At 57.5% G+C, this 21,850-nt stretch carries 24 protein-coding genes and 1 tRNA gene; 12 read left to right on the plus strand and 13 right to left on the minus strand.

The features are described 5' to 3' along the window. Window positions 1-5: 5 nt before the first annotated feature. Both ccmB and ccmA read right to left on the minus strand, forming a co-directional pair. Window positions 6-665: a heme exporter protein CcmB gene (ccmB, locus tag ACSBQV_RS13045; protein WP_025303731.1), complete on the minus strand. Its 660-nt coding sequence runs from the start codon at window positions 663-665 to the stop codon at window positions 6-8. Further along, window positions 665-1,297 carry a cytochrome c biogenesis heme-transporting ATPase CcmA gene (gene ccmA, locus ACSBQV_RS13050; protein WP_047574213.1) on the minus strand — a complete coding sequence of 211 codons (633 nt, stop codon included), beginning with the start codon at window positions 1,295-1,297 and terminating at the stop codon, window positions 665-667. Before ccmA ends, ccmB begins: the two co-directional genes overlap by 1 nt. A 229-nt stretch (window positions 1,298-1,526) precedes the next feature. On the opposite strand from ccmA, the gene ACSBQV_RS13055 reads away from it, so the two are divergent. Continuing rightward, on the plus strand, window positions 1,527-2,453 hold the full coding sequence (locus ACSBQV_RS13055) for a formate/nitrite transporter family protein (protein ID WP_099817870.1): 927 nt from the start codon (window positions 1,527-1,529) through the stop codon (window positions 2,451-2,453). Between the two features lie 129 nt (window positions 2,454-2,582). Continuing rightward, a tRNA-Arg gene (locus ACSBQV_RS13060) sits at window positions 2,583-2,657 on the plus strand. 71 nt (window positions 2,658-2,728) lie between these two features. On the opposite strand, the gene ACSBQV_RS13065 is transcribed toward ACSBQV_RS13060, so the two are convergent. From ACSBQV_RS13065 to ACSBQV_RS13080, 4 genes are all read right to left on the minus strand, one after another. Further along, window positions 2,729-2,971 carry a hypothetical protein gene (locus tag ACSBQV_RS13065; RefSeq protein ID WP_047574210.1) on the minus strand — a complete coding sequence of 81 codons (243 nt, stop codon included), beginning with the start codon at window positions 2,969-2,971 and terminating at the stop codon, window positions 2,729-2,731. A gap of 19 nt (window positions 2,972-2,990) precedes the next feature. Then, window positions 2,991-3,791: a helix-turn-helix domain-containing protein gene (locus ACSBQV_RS13070; RefSeq protein ID WP_033643921.1), complete on the minus strand. Its 801-nt coding sequence runs from the start codon at window positions 3,789-3,791 to the stop codon at window positions 2,991-2,993. Window positions 3,792-4,490: 699 nt separating this feature from the next. Next, a complete protein-coding gene (locus tag ACSBQV_RS13075; protein WP_033643922.1) occupies window positions 4,491-4,712 on the minus strand; it encodes a hypothetical protein in 222 nt (73 codons plus the stop codon). 1 nt (window position 4,713) lies between these two features. Continuing rightward, window positions 4,714-5,685 carry a hypothetical protein gene (locus ACSBQV_RS13080; RefSeq protein ID WP_099782542.1) on the minus strand — a complete coding sequence of 324 codons (972 nt, stop codon included), beginning with the start codon at window positions 5,683-5,685 and terminating at the stop codon, window positions 4,714-4,716. Between the two features lie 227 nt (window positions 5,686-5,912). Between ACSBQV_RS13080 and ACSBQV_RS13085 the strand changes: the two genes are divergently transcribed. From ACSBQV_RS13085 to dsdC, 3 genes are all read left to right on the plus strand, one after another. Then, a complete protein-coding gene (locus ACSBQV_RS13085; RefSeq protein WP_099782540.1) occupies window positions 5,913-7,409 on the plus strand; it encodes a PAS domain S-box protein in 1,497 nt (498 codons plus the stop codon). Between the two features lie 134 nt (window positions 7,410-7,543). Next, window positions 7,544-7,795 carry a CsbD family protein gene (locus ACSBQV_RS13090; protein WP_033643925.1) on the plus strand — a complete coding sequence of 84 codons (252 nt, stop codon included), beginning with the start codon at window positions 7,544-7,546 and terminating at the stop codon, window positions 7,793-7,795. Window positions 7,796-8,248: 453 nt separating this feature from the next. Next, entirely contained in the window at window positions 8,249-9,178 is a 930-nt protein-coding gene (gene dsdC / locus ACSBQV_RS13095; protein ID WP_033643926.1) for a DNA-binding transcriptional regulator DsdC, read from the plus strand. Window positions 9,179-9,189: 11 nt separating this feature from the next. On the opposite strand, the gene ACSBQV_RS13100 is transcribed toward dsdC, so the two are convergent. Genes ACSBQV_RS13100 through ACSBQV_RS13110 form a run of 3 tightly spaced genes read right to left on the minus strand, consistent with a single transcriptional unit; the run spans window position 9,190 to window position 10,756 of the window. After that, the gene (locus tag ACSBQV_RS13100; RefSeq protein ID WP_042785132.1) at window positions 9,190-9,492 is read right to left on the minus strand and encodes a hypothetical protein; all 303 of its coding nucleotides are present in this window, start codon (window positions 9,490-9,492) and stop codon (window positions 9,190-9,192) included. A gap of 3 nt (window positions 9,493-9,495) precedes the next feature. Next, a complete protein-coding gene (locus ACSBQV_RS13105) occupies window positions 9,496-10,419 on the minus strand; it encodes a DMT family transporter (RefSeq protein ID WP_099782538.1) in 924 nt (307 codons plus the stop codon). A 46-nt stretch (window positions 10,420-10,465) separates the two neighbouring features. After that, window positions 10,466-10,756, minus strand: coding sequence for a hypothetical protein (locus ACSBQV_RS13110; protein WP_033643929.1), 291 nt, complete (start codon window positions 10,754-10,756; stop codon window positions 10,466-10,468). Between the two features lie 397 nt (window positions 10,757-11,153). Here ACSBQV_RS13110 and ACSBQV_RS13115 point away from each other — a divergent pair, with 397 nt between their 5' ends. After that, window positions 11,154-12,305: a porin gene (locus ACSBQV_RS13115; protein WP_033632458.1), complete on the plus strand. Its 1,152-nt coding sequence runs from the start codon at window positions 11,154-11,156 to the stop codon at window positions 12,303-12,305. A 57-nt stretch (window positions 12,306-12,362) separates the two neighbouring features. Here ACSBQV_RS13115 and mltB read toward each other — a convergent pair whose 3' ends face one another. After that, entirely contained in the window at window positions 12,363-13,451 is a 1,089-nt protein-coding gene (gene mltB / locus ACSBQV_RS13120; protein WP_046687577.1) for a lytic murein transglycosylase B, read from the minus strand. 278 nt (window positions 13,452-13,729) lie between these two features. Here mltB and ACSBQV_RS13125 point away from each other — a divergent pair, with 278 nt between their 5' ends. The 3 genes from ACSBQV_RS13125 to ypdK all read left to right on the plus strand — a co-directional run bounded on the left by ACSBQV_RS13125 (window position 13,730) and on the right by ypdK (window position 15,336). Further along, the gene (locus ACSBQV_RS13125) at window positions 13,730-14,182 is read left to right on the plus strand and encodes a DUF805 domain-containing protein (protein ID WP_033643931.1); all 453 of its coding nucleotides are present in this window, start codon (window positions 13,730-13,732) and stop codon (window positions 14,180-14,182) included. Between the two features lie 83 nt (window positions 14,183-14,265). Continuing rightward, entirely contained in the window at window positions 14,266-14,703 is a 438-nt protein-coding gene (locus ACSBQV_RS13130; protein WP_033651988.1) for an antitoxin HicB, read from the plus strand. 558 nt (window positions 14,704-15,261) lie between these two features. Beyond that, window positions 15,262-15,336 (plus strand): membrane protein YpdK, encoded by a 75-nt coding sequence (gene ypdK / locus ACSBQV_RS13135; protein WP_099782600.1) that lies wholly within the window; start codon window positions 15,262-15,264, stop codon window positions 15,334-15,336. Between the two features lie 58 nt (window positions 15,337-15,394). On the opposite strand, the gene ACSBQV_RS13140 is transcribed toward ypdK, so the two are convergent. The 3 genes from ACSBQV_RS13140 to ACSBQV_RS13150 form a co-directional block, all read right to left on the minus strand. Then, complete coding sequence (locus ACSBQV_RS13140; protein WP_033643933.1) at window positions 15,395-15,919, minus strand: cytochrome b; 525 nt, start codon at window positions 15,917-15,919, stop codon at window positions 15,395-15,397. A 111-nt stretch (window positions 15,920-16,030) separates the two neighbouring features. After that, window positions 16,031-17,260 (minus strand): alanine transaminase, encoded by a 1,230-nt coding sequence (gene alaC, locus ACSBQV_RS13145; RefSeq protein WP_033643934.1) that lies wholly within the window; start codon window positions 17,258-17,260, stop codon window positions 16,031-16,033. Window positions 17,261-17,379: 119 nt separating this feature from the next. After that, window positions 17,380-17,919: a GNAT family N-acetyltransferase gene (locus ACSBQV_RS13150; RefSeq protein WP_033643935.1), complete on the minus strand. Its 540-nt coding sequence runs from the start codon at window positions 17,917-17,919 to the stop codon at window positions 17,380-17,382. Window positions 17,920-18,087: 168 nt separating this feature from the next. On the opposite strand from ACSBQV_RS13150, the gene ACSBQV_RS13155 reads away from it, so the two are divergent. The 3 genes from ACSBQV_RS13155 (at window position 18,088) to ACSBQV_RS13165 (ending at window position 21,847) form a co-directional block, all read left to right on the plus strand. Then, complete coding sequence (locus ACSBQV_RS13155; RefSeq protein ID WP_042785138.1) at window positions 18,088-19,332, plus strand: DUF1479 domain-containing protein; 1,245 nt, start codon at window positions 18,088-18,090, stop codon at window positions 19,330-19,332. 92 nt (window positions 19,333-19,424) lie between these two features. Continuing rightward, window positions 19,425-21,116, plus strand: coding sequence for a sensor histidine kinase (locus tag ACSBQV_RS13160; protein ID WP_099782534.1), 1,692 nt, complete (start codon window positions 19,425-19,427; stop codon window positions 21,114-21,116). Beyond that, window positions 21,113-21,847: a LytR/AlgR family response regulator transcription factor gene (locus ACSBQV_RS13165; RefSeq protein WP_025303751.1), complete on the plus strand. Its 735-nt coding sequence runs from the start codon at window positions 21,113-21,115 to the stop codon at window positions 21,845-21,847. The genes ACSBQV_RS13160 and ACSBQV_RS13165 overlap by 4 nt, the downstream gene beginning before the upstream one ends. The last annotated feature ends 3 nt before the right edge of the window (window positions 21,848-21,850 follow it).

Consider the following 21,850-nt stretch of genomic DNA (forward strand, 5'->3'; position numbering starts at 1 on the left):
GTTAGCTAGTGCACGCTCACTCGCAGCGCCGCCGCGGTGGCAAACGGCGCCAATGTCACGCTGCCCGCCAGCATCGCGCCGAGTATCGCCAGATAACCGTCGATCGGCATGCCCATCGAGGCGGCGTCGATCGCGCCGGTGGCGAAGATCAGCACCGGGATATACAGCGGCAGCACCAGCAGGCTGAGCAGCACGCCCCCTTTGCGCAGGCCGACGGTCAGCCCCACGCCGATAGCGCCGATCAGACTCAGCGTCGGCGTGCCGAGCAGCAGCGTACCCGCCACCGCCAGCCAGGTTTGCATATCAAGCGACAGCAGCAGCGCCACCAGCGGCGACAGGATCAGCAGCGGCAATCCCGTCACAACCCAGTGAGCACACACTTTGCCCAGCACCGTCATCGGCAGCGGCGTCGGCAGCAGCAACAGCTGCTCCAGCGAACCGTCGAGAAAGTCGTCGCGAAACAGCCGCTCCAGCGACAGCAGCGAAGCCAGCAGCGCCGCCACCCACACGATGCCCGGCGCAATGCGCGCCAGCAGCTGCGGTTCAGGGCCAATCCCCAGCGGGAACAGCGTGATCACAATCAGGAAAAACCACAGTGGGTTGACGATCTCCGACCCTTTACGGCAGGCGATCTTCAATTCGCGACGCACCAGAGTCAAAAACATCACAAACTCCCCGCGTCGTGTTCCGCCAAACGAATTTTGCCCACCGTTTGGCTGACGCCGGCCAAATCCTGATGCGTAGTCAACAATACCATGCCGCCCCGCTGCGCATGTTGTTCAAAAAGGCTAATCAACTCGGCCACGCCCTGTTTATCGATTGCCGTCAAGGGTTCATCGAGGATCCACAGCGGCGCCGCGCTGAGCCACAATCGCGCCAGCGCCACCCGCCGCTGTTGCCCGGCCGAAAGCTGCGCCACCGGCAGATCTTCGTACCCCACCAACCCCACCTGCTCCAGCGCGCGCCAGATGGCCTGATGCTCGACCGCGCCGCGCACCGCCTGATAAAACTGCAGATTTTCAAAGGGTGTCAATACGGCTTTGATGCCCGGTTGATGGCCGATAAACAGCAAATCTTGCTGATACGCCGCGCGATCGCGCAACGTGTTGCGCCCGCGCCAGCACACCTCACCGCCGTCCGGCCGCGCCAGACCGGCGAGGATGCGCAGCAAACTGGTCTTGCCCGCGCCGTTCGGCCCTTCTACCTGAATGATATCGCCCGGCTGAACTGAAAAGCTTAGCTCGCTAAACAGGATGCGCTCATCGCGCACGCAACTCAGACTTTTGGCTTCCAGCATCAGGGAACTCATATTTTTCTTTGGGATAGCGAATCATAGCATAAGCCTTTCCCCGCACGCAGCCTGCGGCGGGCGCGCCGAGGGGCCAATATGGCGAGCAGGATCAAGAATGCGTGGAAAAAATCGGCGGATTTTAACTCTTGTTACCTTTTTCTGTATTTCGCCGCATTTAGACCGGGCAACTACGCTTAATGACGTGAACTCACCCTTATTGAGCAGGAGCGACAGCATGAACGAACAGCAACGCCAGGAGCACGAGCCGGATGAGACAATGCAGGTAGAGAGCGAAGAGCAGGAACAGGGCAAACGCGAAATCGAAGTCAGGGAAGAAAATTTGCCTTCGCGCGCGGCGGCGGTGCATGAACAGATCCGGATGGAAGGCGAAAAAGAGCTGGAGCGCGACGGGCTGGCGCTGCTGTGGTCGGCGATCGCCGCCGGGCTGTCGATGGGCGCCTCGCTGGCGGCGAAAGGCATTTTCCACGCCCGCTTGCCGGACGATCCCAGCCGCTTTTTCATTGAGAACCTCGGCTACACCTTCGGTTTTATCATTGTCATTATGGCGCGCCAGCAGCTGTTTACCGAAAACACCGTCACGGCGGTGTTGCCGATCATGCATAAACCCACGCCGCGCAACCTGCTTATCCTGCTGCGCCTGTGGGGCGTGGTGCTGCTCGGCAATCTGATCGGCACCGCGCTGGCGGCGCTGGCGTTTACCCATATGCCGCTGTTCGACGCCGAAACGCGCCGCGCCTTCATCAGCCTGGGCGAAGAGGTGATGCGCCATACGCCGGGAGAAATGTTCGCCAACGGCATCCTGGCCGGCTGGATCATCGCCACCATGGTATGGATGTTCCCGGCCGCCGGCGCGGCGAAAATCTGGGTGATCGTGTTGATGACCTACCTGGTGGCGATTTGCGATTTGACGCATATCGTGGTCGGCTCGGTGGAGATCCTGTATCTGGTGTTCAACGGCGCGATGGGATGGCAAGCATTCGTTTATCCGTTCGCCCTGCCGACGCTGGCGGGCAACATCATCGGCGGCACCTTTATCTTTGCGCTGATAAGCCACGCGCAAATCCGCAACGATTTGAGCGCCAAAAATAAGGCGGCGCGCCTGCAAGAGGAAAAACGGCGCCACGGCGGGGAAAAACCGTGATCGCCGTCGGTTAGCCGAGGAAATTTCGGCGCGAACTGGCGAGGTATTGAGCAAACGCGCCGCTAAGCGCTTATTCTGCGGGTAAAAAAAGGTATAATGCCCCGGCAGCTTCGGTTGCCGGTCTGCAGCGTCCCCGTAGTTAAACGGATATAACAAGCCCCTCCTAAGGGCTAGTTACTGGTTCGATTCCAGTCGGGGACGCCATTTTTCCTTATCGAGCCAATGCGCATCGACCGCCCGCGGCCCCTGCTCCAATCCCTTGTTCAGCCCTAATTTCATCCCTGCAGGTGCAGGCACGCCATCCAGGTCATTCCTGCCAACGCGATTGGCTGATGTTCCCAATTATTGGCCATCGCATTTCCTGAAAACATGAACAGAATAAATGCCAGCATGAATTGAATGGCCCGTTTCCCTAAACCGGCGACGATGATTCGGCCAAAGGCAGACAGCCTTAAATACAGTAGCAGGAGTGCGCGGTGCCGTTTATTCATCGAATCGGGGCGATTTTCTCTATCCATGACGTCTCCTTTTCCATCACTACGTCACAGGAATAAGTATATCGACATTGATAACTTTACTGTTTGAATTTTCATCTCTATATAGCTCGATAAAGAAGCTTTCCCTCATTTTGGCGTTGATAGCCGGCAAGTAAGCGTCATATATCCCCTCAAAAAAATTAACGTACTCAGGCAACTCGCCCATAAAGGGAATAACAATATACTTGCCCATTGGGATATAGAAGTTGAAGATGGAGTGAAAAACCGCCTGCTCCTTGCCGTTGGCATGGCATTTATTCCCCCTGCTTTTCTCTACATTATATGCCCCCCAATTTTTGCTTAGCCGTTTCTCATTAGTCTGCGCAATATCATTGGCATCTCTGTATTTCCTTATAGAATGGAAAATTAATGTTTTGTAATGCTTCAGCATCTCGATGTCATCCGGCATGACCGTATGATAGAAATAGGGTTTATTATCGTTGCCGTACGGGGGGATCTGCGTGGAAAAATCCCATCCCCGGCTGTTTCTAAAGCTGTTGGGCGTTTCGCCAAAGAAACGTTTGAATGCCCGGGTGTAGCATTGCTGAGAGGCAAACCCCGATGCCAAGGCGACATCCAATATGTTCCCTTGATGCTGTTTGAGCAAGACAGCCGATCGGCTCAGCTTTCTATTCCTGATATACGTCCCGAGCGTAATGCCAAAATAATGCTTAAACAACCGCTGTAAATGCCATTTAGAGTAACCCGAGATAATTGAAACCTTCTCAACCGAAAGCCCCTCCACAATATTCTTTTCCATATACTCCAATACTTGTAAAAGAATATCTCTTCTGTAATCCATGTGCGCTCCTTGCATTTATAAAATCCGTGTCCTTTTCATTAAAATCGTTAAGCAAAGAAATTAAGTCATTAAGATTAATCCTAAAAAATCACACCCTCTTCTTTTTATTCTCACACCCTCCAAGAGGTCATTATATAAATAACTGAAAATGATCATGTTATATAAATCCACCCACAAGAAAATCGAAAAACAAAATTTAACGACACAAAGTGCATCTATTGAAGGAGCACTTGCGCCGCCAGTGAGAATCACACTTCCTGTTAAATTTTTTATCTTAAAGTGTTTTTTATCGCATCAATTGCATGGCCGAATAGGAATTTCATCATCAGAAATTAAATCGCATTTTATAGCCTTGATTGTTGATAACACTTATTGCAGCTAATGGGTAAAGCCTGAGCCGTGGCTAAGGAAGCTGAAAGGAATAAACGCAAAGCCTGAACATCAGGCTTAATAATCACGTGTCGCAACAGTGAGTTTCTTTTTTATCTTTCCCTGCACAGAAAAAGCGGATGCATCAACAAATCATGTTAGAGGTCATATATTGCCTTCCCGTCCCGGGGGCATTGATGTTCCCGCACCGCGCCAGCCTCTCCGCCGTCAAGCGCCAAGCCGATACGCGCCATAGTTTGTTACCGTAACCGCCCGCTCCTCAAAAAAAAGCCCAGCACGCAAAGCTGGGCTTTTCATCCAATGAGCGGATTAGTCCGTCAGGTTGTCGATTTCTGCCGCTCTGTGCTTACGCAACAGATACAGCAGCAAGGACACCCGTCGCTCGGTCCGTTCCGGGGTATCCGGCGGCAAGTTATAGCGCAAGGTGTAGCGCTCGTTGTTCTCGTTGCAAAAATCGATGACCAGTACGGGCGCGGACGCTCCCGCCACTTTTCGATAATTCAGCGAGATGCACGACAGGTTTTTGCCCATCTCAACTCACCGCGACGCTACGGCGGGTTGACTCGGCAATTCGCCCCACGCCGGCGCTCAACGCAGCGCCCAGCAACAGTATCAGCAGTGAGCCCCACGCGGCGCGAGAGAGTTGCTTGGCCGCTTCATCAGCCGCTTCACGCGCTTTCAGCTCGGCCTCGGCCTTGAGTTTTTCCACCTTCTGCACCGCCTGCTGATAAGCCTGGGCGTAGTTATCGACGATTTGGCTCGCTTCATCACGGCTCTTGCCGGTACGCGCCGCAACAATATTCACCAGCGCGTCCTTATCGGCGGCGCTCAACGTCGGCTCACCGGACTGCTTAACGCGCTCGAACCACTGCTTAAGCTCGGTGGCGGCCTGCGCCGGATCGGCCGCGGCATCCACGGCCGACTGTTTGCCGTCGGCGGCCGCCCGATTGGCTTTCTGCTCCAACCGAGCCGGATCCAGCTCCGGCTTACCGCTCTGCTTAAGCGTTGCGTTCAACTGGCTTTCCAGGTTTCCCCAGTCCAGGCTGATGCCCTTTTTATCCAACTGTTGCTTCAGGCTGTCGCCCACGCTTGGCGCCGCCGCCGCCAGGCCGCTGCCCGCCAGCGAGAGCCCTTTGCCAACCGCGTTGCCAGCCAGCCCCACCACGCCGCTCGCCAGCGACACCATCAACCAGGTAGTCAGCAAGGTGGTGATCGCCCAGCTCAGCAGGCCATGCAAGCCGCCGCGATTCGGCGCGGTGCGGCCGGCGACGAATGCGCCCGCGGCCAGCGATGCCAGCGTTGAAACCAGCAGCCAGATCCCGGTGCCGGTGCCAAATCCGCTCAGCGGGTTGCCCTTTTGCATCATATCCACGGCCTGGGCGCCGATCGCCGTCCCCAGCACGCTGAATATCAGATAAGTCACCAGCGCCACGGCACTCCCGGCCAATATCGAGCCCCATGACACCTGAAACGCAAAGCGATTTGATTCATAGACAGTGGTCATCGTTGTTCCTTATATTTTCTGGACAAGTGATTGCAGGCACGGCAGAAAACCGCGCAGACAAATTCAGTCTGCCGCGCGGCATCATCGGCCGTCCCGGTTCATTTGCACCAGAACGCCTGGTGCATTCACACCCTGCGAATACGCACGTTATGCACTAAGCTGCTCAGCGAGTAGCGCAACCCGCGGCCCCTAGAGAGGCCGCTCCCCTTCTGTCTAGCGGAGAACACATGAGCCAATCCGTCTTGGCCAGCGAAACCAACCGCGGCCACCTGCAGCAAATCATCTCCGGCTTGTCCGACGGCGTGATCCTGACGGATACCGATCAAACCCTGCTATGGGCCAACGAGGCCGCGTTAGCCATGCATGGCGTGAGCCACCAGCAAGCCCTGGGGGCCAATGCCGGCGAGTACGCGGCGCGTTTTGCCCTGCGCTATCGCAACAACCATCCGCTGGCTTTGGAGCAGTACCCTTTGAACCGGGTTGCCGATGGCGAGACCTTCACCGATGTGGTGGTGGAAGTTCGCCAGGTCGACGATCCGGACAATTTCTGGGTGCACCGCCTGCGGAGCCTGATCGTCACCGATCCGCAGGGGCAGCCGGAGCTGCTGGCGCTGATCATGAGCGACGCGACGGAGTGGGCCAGCGCCGAACAGCGCTTTGAAAAAACCTTTAACGCCAATCCGGCGCCGGCGGTCATCTGTCGGCTCAGCGATCTGCGCTATGTCAAGGTCAATCAAGGGTTCCTTGATATGACCGGTTACCAACGTGAGCAGGTCTTGGGGCGTTCGGTTTATGAACTGGACGTCCTGCAACAGGCCGAGCATAAAGAGCTGGCCGTGCAGCGCCTGGGGGAAGGCGCCACCATTCCGCAGATGGAGGCCGAGCTGAAACTGCCCGACGGAGGCAGCAAGCTGGTGGTGGTTGCCGGTCAACCGTTGGACATCAATGAAGACGACTGCATGCTGTTCACGTTTACCGATCTCGAACCCCGGCGCCAGGCTGAATCGGCGCTGCGAGAAAGTGAAGAGCGGTTCGCCAAATCTTTCCGCCTGAGCCCGGTGCCAACGCTGGTGTGCACCGCAGACGGGCGGCGCGTGCTGGATGTTAACGAAGCCTTCACCCGCGCCATCGAATACGACGCCGAAGCCTTGATCGGCAAATCGGTCGACGAGATCCCGGTTTTTGACGATCCCGAAGCGGGCAGCCGTTTGTTTGCCGCCCTGGAAAAAACCGGCAATGTCGAAGGGATGGACATCCGGGTGCGCAAGAAAGGGAGCGAGTTAATCGACTGCGTGGCCTCAGCGGATGCCGTCAGCATCCATAATGTGCCCTGCTATCTGTTGGTGCTCATGGACATTACCGAACGCAAGCGCTCGGAGCTGGAGCTGGTGAACGCCATCGAGGAAGTGATGCAGGACGCCTCGTGGTTTAGCCAAACCCTGATCGAAAAACTGGCTAATGTGAAAAGCATCAATCGGTCCAACCAGACCGGGTTTGCCGCCAACGATCTCACCCCGCGCGAGCGCGATGTGCTGGGTTTGATCTGCGAGGGACTGCCGGACAAGAAAATCGCGGCGCGCCTCAATCTGGCGCTCAACACCATTCGCAATCATGTCGCGACGGTCTATTCCAAACTCGGCGTGCACAGCCGCAGCGAAGCCATCGTATGGGCCAGAGAACGCGGGCTGTTTACCGGCGGACCGGCCTCGATGAATGGCAAGTAGCCTGCAAATGCACTAGCCATACCGATGCAAACGCCCCTTATGAGCACCGAGTGAAGTGCATAACATGGCGGTGCAAATGCAGGCTTTCGCCCTGAGCGAACGCCAAACGGATCGAACCTAAGGAGCGCATCATAATGAACAGCGAAAAAGCCAATGGCATGATGGAAAAAGTGGCGGGCAAAGCGCAGGAAATCGCGGGCGACGTCAGCGGCAACGAACGTTGGCAGGCCGAAGGCGTCACGCGCCAGGCAGTGGGCGCGCTGCAAGAAAAATACGGCGACGCCCTGAGCTGCGCCGGCAGCATGATGAAGAAAAATCCCCTCGCCGCGTTGGCACTCGTTGCCGGCGCAGGTCTGTTGGCCGGCCTGCTGCTGCGTCGCCGTTGATGGGCGCCGACGAGCAAACCGCTTTTCCCTGAATGCCGTGTCCGGTGGGCAGCCACCGGGCACGGTTCTCTGGCCAGGCGGGGGATTGCTGCCTCCCTCTCGTTGGCATCCGGGCTTAACGCGTGCTCTGCGTCGCCATGCGACGGATTATTATGGCGAAACCGTTATATCCCGCATGGAACATGAGCCTTTATCGTTCAGGCTGTCGCACACCGCCTTTACTCGCGGCTTAACGGCACCTCTTTTATTATATTCGTCCTATTGCTGATTATCATCGCCCTCTCAGTCAACGCCCCCTGTGTCTGTTATTTCCGCGTGTTATGCCAGTAAGTTAATTTCCCCTCAAGATAACGAAATTCCTCGGCATAAAAACCGAATATATCAATCAGGCTGGGTTTATCCTCCGCACCATTAAATGTTAATATTGCCGGATTATGCGCACGGAGAAATAGCATGTTCCCCAGTAAAAAACATTCGCAGCGGGCGACCCCGCTGACCAGCTATCAATTTTCCAGGCTGCATACTTTCGAATGCGTCGCCCGTCATTTATCTTTTGCGCTGGCGGCACAAGAATTGTCGATCACCCCCAGCGCCGTGAGCCACCGCATTAATTTGCTCGAAAAGGAATTGGGGTTTCTGCTATTCCAACGCTTTCATCGCAGAATTACGCTGACGCCGGAGGGCGAGCGCATGCAATGGGCGCTGGACAGCTCCTTCAACACCTTGAATCAGGAAATCCTGGACATCAAAAATCGCGAGTTGACGGGGACCTTGACCCTCTACTCGCACCCGTCCCTGGTGCAATGTCTGCTGCTGCCGCGCATCGGCGACTTTATCGCCCAGCACCCCACCATTCATCTCAACATTCTGACCGGGCAGGAAATCATCAACCTGGCCAACCGCGGCGTGGATCTGGCGATGTACTTCGGCAAACTGCGCTCGGGGCGGCATCTGGAAGAAGCCTTTATGCAGGAATCGATGGTGCCGATCTGTACGCCGCAGTACGCCGCCGCACACAATCTGTATGATGCGCCGGAAAACCTGGCTCGCTGTACGCTGCTGCACGATCGCTACAACTCCGGCGAAGATGAGTGGCAAACCTGGTCACAACACTTTGCGCTGGGGCTGGATACCGACAGTAAAAGTATGGAGTTCGACCGTTCCGATCTCGCGGTGCTGGCCGCTACGCGGCACCTTGGCGTCGCCATGGGGCGGCTTAATCTGGTGCAGGACTGGATCAAAAGCGGCGAGCTGATCATTCCGTTCGCCGATATGACCGTGCCCTGCGAGCACTGCTATTTTACCTCGACCATCTCCGAGCGGCAGTGGCCGAAGATCCTCGCGTTTAAGCAGTGGATAATGAAAATATCCCCTCTGGTCTGATGGCCAGAGGGTTATCGCCATACTTTGGGAGAATAAGAGAAATGCAACGCGCAGGCATAGAGCCGGCCGGCCTTTGAATAAGAGATATATTTGCGATTTTTATCCCAGGTCAGCAGGGAATTATTGGCAAAGTAATAAACCTCCAGCGGCATTCCGTTAGCCAATTTCGACCAACCTCGGCTTCTTATCACGGTAAAGTCACCGTTATCGCTGAGCGTAATCAACGGCACGCCCCAGGCATAGCGGGATATTTGCATCTGAATAATGAATTGGCTTTCGCAGCTTATTTGGTAATTCTGTACATCAACATCCATAATTTATATTTTTGGTGCCACCCTACGGTCAAAATAAATAAGATATGAACAACTCACCACGATTAACCCCAGCACGATCAGCACGGCACCCAATACAAACTCAATTTGCAGCGGCTCGCCGAGCATGACGACGCCGGCCAGGATGCCGAATACCGGCGTCATAAAGGTGAGAATGCCCAGCGAGGACGCCTGATAACGACGCAACAGTGAAAACCAGATCAGGTAGCTGAAAAACGACACGATCACCGTTTGGAACAGCAGGCTGCTCCAGGCCACCCGGCTCAGAGCGACGTGCAAATTGCCCAACGCTATCGCCAGCAACGACAGCAGCACGCAGGCGCCCGTCAACTGGAACAGCAGCGTCTGTTTAGCCGGACACTCCGCCAGACGCGAGGTACGGATCACCAGCGTAGAACCGCCCCAGGCGATCCCCGCCAGCAGGCCGTAGAGATCGCCCTTCAACCGAGCTGCGTCGCCGCTGCCCTCAGCCATGCCCGATATGGCCAACACCACGCCGCCAAAGGCGATGAGCATGCCAAGCCACTGCACCGACGACAGGCGTTCCTGGCGAATCAGAAAATGCAGGCCGAGAGCGGAAAACAGCGGCGCGGTGTACAAAAACACCGCCATATGCGAAGCGCTGGTATAGCGCAGCCCTTCGGAGACAAAAAAGAACTCCAGCGCGAACAATGCCCCTACGCTCAAACCGGCGCTCAGCGTGGCACGATCCCAGGTGAAGCACTCGCCGCGGCAGCGCGCCAGCAGGTAAACCCCCAGGGCGGCAAGACCGGAGCGAATGGCAATTTGCAGCACCGCCGACACATCCGGTTCAGCGGCCTTGATCGCCACCTGCTGCATCCCCCAAATGGCGCATAGCATCACCATGGCGGCGGCAGCCCTGCCGTCGATACCGATTCTTGCATTCATAATAGGGTTCCCGCCGCCGTTGAAATAATCACAGGCTGCCGCCGCGTTATTCTTTATACACCACGATTTCCTGATAAAGCTTAATAACTTCGCCATCGCTGTCGACGGAGTCGGTATATTCAGTTTGCTGCGCCAGGTGAATCACCTTCCAGCCTTTTCGCGCCAATTCCGGGATCGTCAGGCGCCCCACGCCGCGGCAGAAAAACAGAGTGTCGTCAGACAACCTTAGCTTACTAACCTCTGCATAATCATAAGCTTGAGAATGGCAGACGTGCGACTCCGCCGCCATCGCCGGTAATGAAAACAGCCCCACCAACAACATTAACAGGTTTCTCATGGCGACCTCCCAATCGCTTATTCCTGCCAACCGATTACGCAAAAATGCCTCACGTTAATACGGCGGTGACAGGCTGGAATTAATTATCTCTTGCATGGCTGAAATTACAGGCTGGGGTTGGTGACTGACAAATGAAAAATATAAACCTTGGCGTTAAATGAATTCATCCGAGTGGAGAGAGAGGCAGAGCGGCCACTTTCACCGCACGAAATGGTCAAAAACCGGCCAATAATTAGCAAGAAAAGTAATTATTTATTTCACCGTTTATGCTACAAATGCCGCCCGCCGCTAAAACACCAAAAAAAACCGTCAAAATGCGCAAAAACGCAGCTTTCTGCGCAAAACATCGGCATGGCGGCGCTGATGAGGGCGGTCATACCTAAAACAGGGATAACACATGGCAATGAAATTGCGCGTAATGACTCAAGCGGTGGCGCTGGGTCTGGCGATCGGCAGCGCGTCGTTCGCCGCTCAGGCGGAAATCACCCTGCTGAAGCAAGATCCACAGGCCGGCGATCCGCTCAGCCGCCTGAACTTCACCGTTGGCGGCAGTATTCGTCCGCAGTTCAACAACATGACGGGCGACGGTGACAAGGGCTCGTACAAGCGTAACGGCTTCGACGGCGGCACCCGCTTCCGTTTCGCGGCGGACTACTATCTGTTCGACGATATCAGCTGGATCAGCTACTACGAGCTGGGCGTGAACATTCCGGCGCTGTTTGACTGGGATCATCACTATGCCGACGGCGCGAGAAACACCAGCCGCCGCATGCTGTACACCGGCCTGAAAAGCAACACCTGGGGCCAGATGACCTTCGGTCAGCAGAACAGCGTTTATTATGACGTGGTGGGCGCCAAGACTGATATTTGGGACTACGACATGCTGGCCCAGGCGCCGGGCAACGGCATTAACGGCGACTACGACGGCTCTTACCGTTCACGCAAAATGCTGAAGTACAAGAACCGCTTCGGCGATGCGGACGTTTACGCCTCGTACCTGTTCAGCGACAGCGACTATCTGCCGGGCAACGGCCTGCGCTACAAGCGCAAAGGCGGCGGCTCTCTGGGTGTGGATTACCACATTACGCCGGATCTGACCTGGGGCACCGCCTGGAACTACACCCGCGCCGAAATGCGCAACCCGTCCACCAGCGGCAGCAAAAGCTACGATCAGAACATTTTCGGCACCGCCATCAGCTGGAAACCGGACAACTGGACCCTGACCTTCGGCGGCGGTTACTACAACGACTTCCTGACCACCAAGAAAGCCGACGTCAATAATTACTTCGCCGGCGATGCGTGGGGTATCGAATACCTGGCCGGTTATACCGTGCCGGTAGGTCAGTACGCGGTGAAATCGGTGATGCCGTACTTCATGGGCGACCGCCTGGAATACATCACCGGCCGCAACTACCAGCGCATCGATAACGGCCTCGGGGTGACCGTACAGTTTGACTACGGTTTCCGCGTTGACGTGGAGCACGTGCTGACATCGAGCACCGACAACCTCGGCGATATGACCGTGGTGCGTCTGCGCTACGATTTCTGATTGCTCAGAATGCAAAAAAGGCCGCGCAAGCGGCCTTTTTCGTTTATTGACGCAGCGTCAGAAGCCGCCGCGCGCCGAGCGCCCGACCGCTTCGCCCAGTTGCCATACCGCCATGGCGTAATGGGTGCTGTGGTTATAGCGGGTGATGACGTAGAAGTTCGGCAGACCGTACCAATACTGGTAGCCGGTGCCGACATCCAGCCGCAGCAGGCTGGCCTCTTGGTTATCACCAAGCGAACCCTGCGGGCTCAGGCCGGCTTCGGCCAGCGCGGCGACCGAGTAGCGCGTCTTGAAGCCGTTTTCCAACCCCGGCGCCTGGCCGTTGGCCTGAATGGCGACCGGCTCGCCTTTGGACCAGCCGTGCGCTTTGAAGTAATTGGCCACGCTGCCGATGGCATCGACCGGATCCCACAGGTTGATATGCCCATCGCCGTTGAAATCGACCGCATAGCTTTTGAAGGAAGAAGGCATGAACTGCCCGTAGCCCATCGCACCGGCGAAGGAGCCGCGCAACTCGAGCGGATCGTCGCCTTCGGTGCGCGACATCAGCAAGAAGGTTTCCAGCTCACCGGCGAAGTAATCGGCGCGGCGCGGGTAGTCGAAGGCCAGCGTCGCCAGCGCATCGATAATGCGGGTTTTACCCATTACGCGGCCCCAACGGGTTTCCACGCCGATAATCCCCACGATAATCTCCGGCGGCACGCCGTACACCTGCCAGGCGCGCTGCAGCGCATCCTGATATTGATTCCAGAACACCACGCCGTTTTGCACGTTATCCGGGGTGATGAACTTGTTGCGGTAGCGCAGCCAGGAGCCATTCGGCCCGGTTGGCCCCTGGGTAGACGGCGTCGGCGCCTGCCTGTCCATCAGCCGCAGCACCGAATCCAATCGCCGAGCCTGCGCCAGCACGTCGTGCAGCTGCTGCCGGTCAAAACCGTGTTCCTGCACCATCTTCTCGATAAAGCGCGCGGTATTCGGGTTATTGGCGAAATCCCCACCCAGCGGCGCGCCGCTGTGCGCCGGGCTCAGCAAAAAGCCGCCCTTTACCGGGGTGCTCTGCGGCGTAGCGGTGGTACTGGGTTTCGGCGTGCTGCTACAGGCAGCAAGCAAGGTAATCAGCGGTAAAAGCGCAACCAGGTGACGCATCGGATATCCATATAGCCATGCAAGAGATAAGTGGGAGTTATGTTAATGCATTGTTCAACGCGAACAAACAGGATTATGCCGCCAATGACCGCGTCAGGTAGCCAAACGTGCCAAATTGTGACGTTTTGCACGGGCAAAGAACGCCCGGTGCGGCCGCGCTGAATCTCAACCGCAACTAAATGAGAAAAGTTATCACCTTGACGCCCACGTTTGCCCCGATAAAATGCTCACTGCTTGCCACCCGGCTATCGCCGCAATGATCACGACAATGGACTGTGATGGAATCTCTCGGACAACTCGCCAAAGACCTGTACCGTGGGCGCATCTCGCGCAAACCGTTTATTTTCTCGCTGGCGATCTTCGCCATCGGTATCGTGCTGCTGTCGTTTCTGTCGACCTATCTGGATAAAAACCATTTTCGCGCCCACGCGCACGGCGACGGCGCCGAATTCGTCTCGGTGCTGCTGTATCTGCTGTGCATTATGGTGTGGGCGTTGTTCTGTTTCGGCCTGGTCACGTGGTTCATGGCCAAAACCGCGTTCCGACTCAACGATATCGGCCTGCCCGGTTGGGCGTTGGCCGTAGCGTGCTATGTTTGCTCGGTGCTCAACAACTACTCCCCCGGCCCGGTAGCGCGCTGGCTGCCGCTGTTCAGTCTGGCAGTCATGGTCTGCGCCCTGCTGTTGCCGCCCGACGGGCTGCGACGCAAGCCGCGTGAACAGACTGATTGAGCGCCATTCCGCTCAAGGCTATGGCTATCCGCCGGCCGTGCCGTCACAATAGCGCCTCATTCAGGTTTTAATCAGGGATCGCCATGTTCAGCCATTACTTCGCCCATTACGCCTTCGATCGCGACAGCGACGCCTGGCAGATCGGTTTTCGCGACTTCCCCGAGTGGCAAACCGCCTGCTATAAACGCGAAGACATCGAACTGGAGGCGCAGGAAAGCCTGTTGGCCGCCATCGCCGCCACGATGGATGAAGGTTTGCCCCTGCCCGCCCCTTCCCCTCTGCAAGCCGATGAGTTGAGGGTACACCTGCCGGCGCTGGTGGCGCTGAAAATCGAACTGCACAACGCCATGCTGCGCAAAAACACCGGTAAAGCGGCGCTGGCGCGCAAGCTGGGTTTCAACGGCGGGCAAATGGAGCGGTTGCTGGATATCGGTTACGCCTCGAAGGTGGAAGCGTTGGAGCAGGCGCTGTATCTGTTGGGCTACGACGTGCGCGTGACAATAAGTGAAGTTTGCCAATAAGTTAGCAACAGGTAAGCAAAATATTATCCGCAGGGGCTAAATTTTCCTCCATTCGCGCCGATGTGATCGTTACCTAATCCTCTGTCGCAACAACGAAGGCTAAAAATGGAGTGGAGTCGCCGTCATATTTGGGCCGTTATTCTGCTGTCTTGTCTCGTTTTTTGGGTCATTCTGGCGACCGGCATCAACGCCGTCGCCTGAGCGCCTGCCGCTGCATTGTTTCATCCCTTATTTTACAGCCCGCCACGGCGGGCTAGTTCCTGTCGCCCGCCGATAAAAAGCGTTATAAAACAGCGCGCCCTGTTCAAAAAATAGCCTAAAATTGTGATCAAAAACACAGTATTGAAATCAGACCAGTATTGAGAGTACATTAGCGCCGATCCTGTCGCGGTTCGGATTTTACCTCACGGAGCATGAGGCGCGACAACCGGACAACCCGCGCGCGAGGACGTTGTTCTTTCGTTTGGAAGAACCCGCCCGACAAACAGGTTGCCCATAAAACACTCAGCACAACAATCGGGATCATTGCTGGCGAGGACTCCAGACAGGAGTTGTTCAGTGAAATATTTTTTGATGGGCGTGTCATTCATGCTGGTTGCCTGGGTTGGCACCTTCATGTTGATGGTTGCCTGACCGGGAACACAGCCAAAGGGACGCGCGAGCGTCCCTTTGTCGTTTCCGTCGTTCGCCGTTATTTGCCCGGCATCATGCGGCGCAGGGTGTCGTCCTTGCGCAGGTAGTGGTGATACAGCGCCGCCAGCGCATGCGCGCCAATGATAAAGTAGCCGATATTCGCCAGCGTCTCATGAACCGTTTTAACCAGCTTGCGCATCACCGGATCCGGCGTCACCCATTGCGGTACCGGCCACCCCAGTAAAGTCCACGATTTCCCGCCGTAGGCCAGGGTTAACACGCCCAGCAGCGGCAACATCAGGAATACCACGTACAGCAGCCAATGGAAGATCTTGGCGCCCACTTCCTGCCATTCCTCCAGCGGCGGCGTGGTCGGCGGCGTCGCGTGGAGGGTGCGCACCGCCAGCCGAATCAGCATCAGGGCAAAAACCGAAGCCCCAAAATTAAAGTGCAGATTTTTGACCAGCGGCGCCCACGCCTCCGGCACCGAATCCTTCAGCAACATCGCCGCGTAGGTGAGGATCACCATCAGCAGCGTCAACCAATGTAAAACGATTTGCGATCGCGCGTAGCGGTTGCTCATACACTCTATCCAAAAAATAAAATTCAGCGTAGTCGAGCATAATGGGGAAATAATGAAGAAAACCTTGGGACGGGAAAAAATAAGGCCGGACAAACGTCCGGCCTGACAGGATTATTTGGCGCCGCCGCCTTTGCCCGGCATCAGCAACCCGTCCGCGCGGAACATGGCCTTGATGCCGCGTACCGCCTGGCGAATACGGTCCTGATTTTCGATCAGCGCGAAGCGCACATGGGTATCGCCATAGTCGCCGAAGCCGATGCCCGGCGAAACGCAAACCTTGGCTTCCGCCAGCAGGCGTTTGGCGAACTCCAGCGAACCGAGATGGGCATAAGGTTCGGGAATTTTCGCCCAGACGTACATCGACGCCTTCGGGTTTTCTACCATCCAGCCGGCCTCATGCAGCCCTTTCACCAACACATTGCGGCGCTGCCGATACTGCTCGGCGATATCGCGCACGCACTGCTGATCGCCTTCCAGCGCGGCGATGGCCGCCACCTGCAGCGGCGTAAAGGTCCCGTAGTCGTGATAGCTCTTGATGCGCGCCAACGCGCTGACCAGTTCGGGATTACCGACCATGAAACCGATGCGCCAGCCGGCCATGTTGTAGCTTTTCGACAGGGTGAAGAACTCCACCGCAATGTCTTTCGCCCCCGGCACCTGCATGATCGACGGCGCTTTCCAGCCGTCATAGACGATATCGGCATAGGCCAGATCGTGGATCACCAGCACGTTGTACTGCTTGGCCAGCGCCACCACCCGCTCGAAGAAATCCAGCTCCACGCACTGCGCGGTCGGGTTGGACGGGAAGCCGAGGATCATCATTTTCGGGCGCGGAATGGTTTCGCGAATGGCGCGCTCCAGCTCGCCGAAGAAATCCACGCCGTCCACCAGCGGCACCGAGCGCACCTGAGCGCCGGCGATCACCGCGCCGTAAATGTGGATCGGGTAACTGGGGTTCGGCACCAGCACGGTATCGCCGTGATCGAGGGTCGCCAGCATCAGGTGCGCCAGACCCTCTTTCGAACCGATAGTGACGATGGCTTCGCTTTCCGGATCGATATCCACCTGATAACGATCGGCATACCAGCGCGAAATGGCGCGGCGCAGGCGCGGAATGCCGCGCGAGGTGGAATAACCGTGGGTGTCGTCGCGCTGGGCGACGGCGCACAGTTTTTCCACGATGTGCGGCGGCGTCGGGCCGTCGGGGTTACCCATGCTGAAGTCGATAATATCCTCGCCGCGACGGCGTGCGGCCATCTTCAGTTCAGCGGTGATGTTGAATACGTAAGGGGGAAGGCGTTCAATGCGCGTGAAACGGCGCTGTGGACTGTTATCAGCCATAGGGGATTCCTCGATAGACGTTAGCGCCCGGACCGTCCGAGCGACGCTGGCCAGCGAACTGACCGAATATCGAACATAGCGCAGCGCCGACGAGCTTGTCGATACCCGGCGCGATATTTTTATTTAGCGCTCTGAAACTCCGCCGCCAGCAGCCCGAACAGCCAGTCGTCGCACCACTGATCCGCCAGACGGTAGTTGTCGCGCAGCGTGCCCTCCAGCTGGAAACCGCACGACTCCAGCAGGCCGCGCGAGGCGACGTTACCGGCGGTCACGGTGGCGGTCAGCTTGTGAAAACCGCAGGCGTTCACCGCAAAATCCAGCACCGCCCGCAGCGACTCCTTGCCATAGCCCTTGCCCTGCCCGGAAGGCAAACTCCCATATCCCACTTCCGCCTGCCGATACGGCGCCCAGTGCGGGCGAAAGCCGGTAATGCCCACCGCCTCTCCGCTGTGCTTCTCACGCATCACCAGGCACAGCCACTGGTCGCCGTGTTTGTCCCAGACCGGCAGGCGCTCCTCGAACCGTGCGCGGATCTCCGCTTCGCTGCGCGGATCGGAGATGTAACGGATCACCTCGGGATCTTGGTACAGGCGCAGAAACAGCGGCCAATCCTCGGCGGTTATCGACTGTAACTGCAGACGTTCAGTGACCAGCTTCATAAAATCTCCGAAAAACGAAAAAGAGGAACTTACGAATGAAAGATATCTCTTTATTTTCCCCGATTGGTTGCCGATAATCATTTACGTTAAAACCACAAAACCATAACGTCTTGCCCGATTCCCTACAACTGCCCGCCGCCGTTACCCACGCGGCATCAGGAGAACACCATGGCCTCTTTAGTCATCGACGATATTCCGCAGGCGATCGTTAACGTCAAGCGTCAGCTGCGCCAGGCATTGCCCAACTATCGCGACGTATTCCAGGCGCTGGAAGAGAACATCCGCGGCCAGGTCGAACAGATTCGCCGTGAACTGGCCGCCGGCCACAACCCGGTGCCGCAAATTGACGCGGAAGATATCCTGCAGCAGCGCGTCACTGAACAACAAAAAGCGCTGATCAAACAACGCGGTGCCTGCGCTATTCGCGGGGTGTTTCCGCGCGCCAAAGCCGAGGGCTGGAACCGCGAAATCGGCGATTACCTCGATCGCAACAACTTCGTCGAGCGATTGAAGAACGCCGCCGAAGACAACTATTTCGGCAAGCTGGCCGCCAGCAAGCCACAGATTTACGGCATCTATTGGTCAAAACCGCAGGTTGAAGCGCGGCAGGACGCACGCATGCATGCGGTGCAGGTGTTCCTCAACAGCCTGTGGGCCACCGAAAGCAACGGCAAGCAGCATTTCGATCCGACTCGCGTCGCCACCTACGCCGATCGCACCCGCCGCCGCCCGCCGAACTCCTCGTCGCTGGGCCTGTCGCCGCACGTCGACAGCGGCACCATCGAGCGCTGGCTGGACGAGAACTTCCGCTATGTGTATCGCCACGTCTTCTCCGGCGACTGGCAGCAGTACGATCCCTTCGCCGCCGACGGCCGCACCGAAGTGCGCGAGATAGCCTCTCCGGCGGTCTGCTCGATGTTCCGCACCTTCCAGGGCTGGACGGCGCTGACGCCGCAGCGCACCAACGCCGGCACGCTGAACCTGGTGCCGATCGCCAACGCCATGGCCTATGTGCTGCTGCGCGCGCTGCAGGACGACGTCGCCGATGACGATCTGTGCGATGCGGCGCCGGGTCGCGCGCTGTCGATCTCGGAAAAATGGCATCCCCTTTTATTAAGCGGGATTTCCCCTATTCCCGATCTGGAGCCGGGCGACACGGTCTTTTGGCACTGCGATGTGATCCACGCGGTGGAGAACGAACATAACGGCGAGTTCGACAGCAACGTGATGTACATCGCCGCCGCGCCGGGCTGCGAGAAAAACGACGCTTATCTGCAGCGCCAACTGCCGAGCTTTATCGACGGCAGAACGCCGCCGGACTTCGCCCCCGACGATTTCGAGGTCGATTTCGAGGGCCGCGCCACCGTCGAGCTGCTGACGCCGCTGGGCAAAGCGCAGCTCGGCATGCGCTGACCGCCGCCCCCAGCCACGGGCCTCTCTCGCTGTGGTATACTGCCGTCATCCGTAGGCCGCAGCGAGAACCCGTCGTGCACCCTTTTTTTGAAATGCTGTTGGCGGTGTTTGATCGCGCCGCGCTGATGTTGATCTGTCTGTTTTTCCTGACCCGCACCCGGCTGTTCCGCCAACTGCTGCAAAAAGAAGACCATACGCCGCTTGAGCTCGGCATCGTCACGGCAATCTTCTCGCTGTTCGCGCTGTTCAGCACCTACTCCGGCATCAACGTTGAGGGCTCGCTGGTCAACGTGCGCGTCATCGCCATCATGGCCGGCGGCATCCTGTTCGGCCCCTGGGTGGGGATCGTCACCGGCATCATCGCCGGGGTGCACCGCTATCTGATCGACATCGGCGGCATCACCTCGGTGCCCTGCCTTATCACCAGCATCATCGCCGGCATCAGCGCCGGTTACATCAACCTCAAGGTCAAAAAAGAGCAGCGCTGGCGCGCCGGCATCGTCGGCGGCATGCTGTGCGAATCCCTCACCATGCTGCTGATCGTACTGTGGGCCAAGCCGACCGAGCTCGGGTTGGACATCGTGTCGCAGATCGCCCTGCCGATGATCCTCGGCACGGTGTGCATCGGCCTGATCGTGCTGCTGGTGCAGAGCGTCGAGGATGAGAAAGAAGTGATCGCCGCGCGCCAGGCCAAGCTGGCGCTGGATATCGCCCACAAGACGCTGCCCTATTTCCGCAACATCAACAGCGAATCGCTGGCCACCATCTGCGATATCATCCGCCAGGATATCCGCGCCGACGCGGTGGCGATCACCGATACCCATCAGGTGCTGGCTTACGTCGGCGTAGGGCGCGAAGCCTACCCGATCGGCCGCGAAGGGCTGAGCCGCGTCACTCGCGAAAGCATTCGCCACGGCAAAATCATCATCAAAAACAACCTGGAAAACCCGGCCGCGCCGCAGATCCATTCGCAGCTGGTGGTGCCGCTGTGGGAAAAAGGCGAAGTGACCGGCGCGCTGAAAATTTACTACTGCCACGCTCACCAGATCACCAACACGCTGAAGGTGATGGCGGTCGGGCTGTCGCAGATCATCTCCACCCAGATGGAGGTTTCGCGCATCGAGCACCTGCGTCAGATGGCGGATAAAGCCGAAATGCGCGCGCTGCAGAGCAAGATTAACCCGCACTTCCTGTTCAACGCGCTGAACGCCATCTCTTCCTCCATCCGCCTGAATCCGGACACCGCGCGCCAGCTGATCATCAACCTGTCGCGCTACCTGCGCTACAACCTGGAGCTGAACGACGAACTGATCGATATCCGCAAGGAGCTGCATCAGATCCAGGATTATATCGCCATCGAACAGGCGCGTTTCGGCGCCAAGCTGACGGTGATTTACGACATCGACGACGACGTCTCGGTGCGCATTCCGAGTCTGCTGATCCAGCCGCTGGTGGAGAACGCCATCGTGCACGGCATCCAGCCCTGCAAGGGCAAAGGGGTAGTGGTGATCGCAGTGAAAGATCAGGGCGACCGGGTGAAAATATCGGTGAAGGATACCGGCCACGGCATCAATCAGGAAACCATCGATCGGGTGGCGCGCAACGAGATGCCGGGCCACAATATCGGCCTGCTCAACGTACACCACCGCGTGTCGCTGCTGTACGGTGAAGGGCTGCATATCCGCCGCCTGGAGCCGGGCACCGAAATCGCGTTCTACATCAGCAAAAACGGCGGCAAGCTGCATCAGGAGCCGAGCGCGCCGCCGGTCGCGGAGGCCTCATGAAAGCCATTATCGTGGAAGACGAATTCCTCGCGCAGGAAGAACTCAGCTACCTGATCAAGAAACACAGCAATATCGATATCGTCGCCACCTTCGAAGATGGCCTCGACGTCCTCAAATACCTGCAGACCCACCAGGTCGACGCCATTTTCCTCGACATCAACATCCCGTCGCTGGACGGCGTGTTGCTGGCGCAAAACATCAGCAAATTCGCGCATCGCCCGTCTATCGTGTTCATCACCGCCTATAAAGAGCATGCGGTGGAAGCGTTCGAGATCGAAGCGTTCGACTATATCCTCAAGCCCTATCACGAGGCGCGCATCGTCACCATGCTGCAAAAGCTGGAGGCGCTGCATCATCGCCCCGCCGGCGCGACGGAGCCGGCCAGCGCGCCGAGCCGCGGCAGCCACAGCATCAACCTGATCAAAGACGAGCGGATCATCGTTACCGACATCAACGACATCTATTACGCCGCCGCCGATGAAAAGGTGACGCGGGTCTATACCCGCCGGGAAGAGTTCGTGATGCCGATGAACATCACCGAGTTTTACGGCAGGCTGCCGGAAGAGCATTTCTTCCGCTGCCACCGCTCTTACTGCGTTAACCTGGCGAAGATCCGCGAGATCGTGCCCTGGTTCAACAATACCTACATTCTGCGGCTGAGCGATCTCGAGTTTGAAGTGCCGGTCAGCCGCAGCAAGGTGAAAGAGTTCCGCAAGCTGATGCGCCTGTAAGCG

The organism is Serratia sp. B501 (assembly GCF_051172315.1).
GTDB lineage: Bacteria > Pseudomonadota > Gammaproteobacteria > Enterobacterales > Enterobacteriaceae > Serratia > Serratia ureilytica.